This is a genomic window from Actinomadura sp. BRA 177 (assembly GCF_013372625.1).
GTDB lineage: Bacteria > Actinomycetota > Actinomycetes > Streptosporangiales > Streptosporangiaceae > Spirillospora.
This window is the reverse complement of sequence record NZ_JABXFD010000121.1, coordinates 1-917: the sequence shown is the minus strand read 5'-3', so window position 1 is coordinate 917 and position 917 is coordinate 1. Positions and strand designations below refer to the sequence as shown.

General features: G+C 65.0%; 1 protein-coding gene. It reads left to right on the top strand.

Annotation, left to right across the window (positions count from 1 at the left end; all coding sequences use genetic code 11):
- Positions 1-134 precede the first annotated feature (134 nt).
- A complete protein-coding gene (locus tag HUX53_RS03375) occupies positions 135-917 on the top strand; it encodes a transposase family protein (protein ID WP_176401704.1) in 783 nt (260 codons plus the stop codon).

Genomic DNA, 917 nt, shown 5'->3' with positions numbered 1-917 from the left:
CCATTTCATCCCTGTGGCGGCAGTCCACTGGTCACAGCATGATCGCAATGCGTCGGTTGGTGGCCTGACGCAGAGAGACCCCTGGTAGACGGGTTGATCACCACAATCACGTCGCCTGAACCAGAGGTCTCTACGTGCTTTTCTACCGTGCCGGGCTGGATCTGTCGCGTTCAACGCTGAACTACGTCGCCGGGCTGATCCGCCGGCGACGCAAGGCGATCGGGTCGACCTGGAGGCTGCTCAACCCCGGTCAGCAGGCGCTTCTCGTCCTGGCCTACCTGCGCAAGGACGAGACGTTCACCGAGATCAGCACAGGGTTCGGGGTGTCGCCCACCACCGCCTGGAGGTACGTGGAGGAGACCGTCATGCTGCTGTCGGCCCGCTCACCCAAACTCGCGAAGGCGCTGCGGAAGGCGAGCAGGGACGGACTGACCCATCTGGTGCTGGACGGGACGCTCATCCACACCGACCGGGTCCGGGCCGACCGCCCCTACTACTCCGGAAAACACCGAGTACACGGAATGAACGTGCAGGTCATCGCCGGGCCAGACGGCACGATCCTGTGGACCTCGGGGGCGCTGCCCGGCAAGGTCCACGACCTGACCGCCGCCCGCATATGGGGCATCCTGCGCGAACTGGAGAGGACGGGGATCCTTACCTTGGCCGACAAGGCCTACCAAGGGGCCGAGGCGTCGGTGGTCATCACGCCCTACAAGGGCAGGAACAAGCCCGAGTCACAGAAGCAGGCCAACCGGTCGCACGCCAAGCTCCGCGGACCAGGCGAACGAGCGAACGCACAACTCAAGTCATGGCGGATCCTACGGAAGCTGCGCTGCAGCCCGAGCAAGGCCGGCCACATCGTCAAGGCCATCGCCGTCCTGCAAAACCACCGCGTCGCACAGACCGCCCGAGGATGA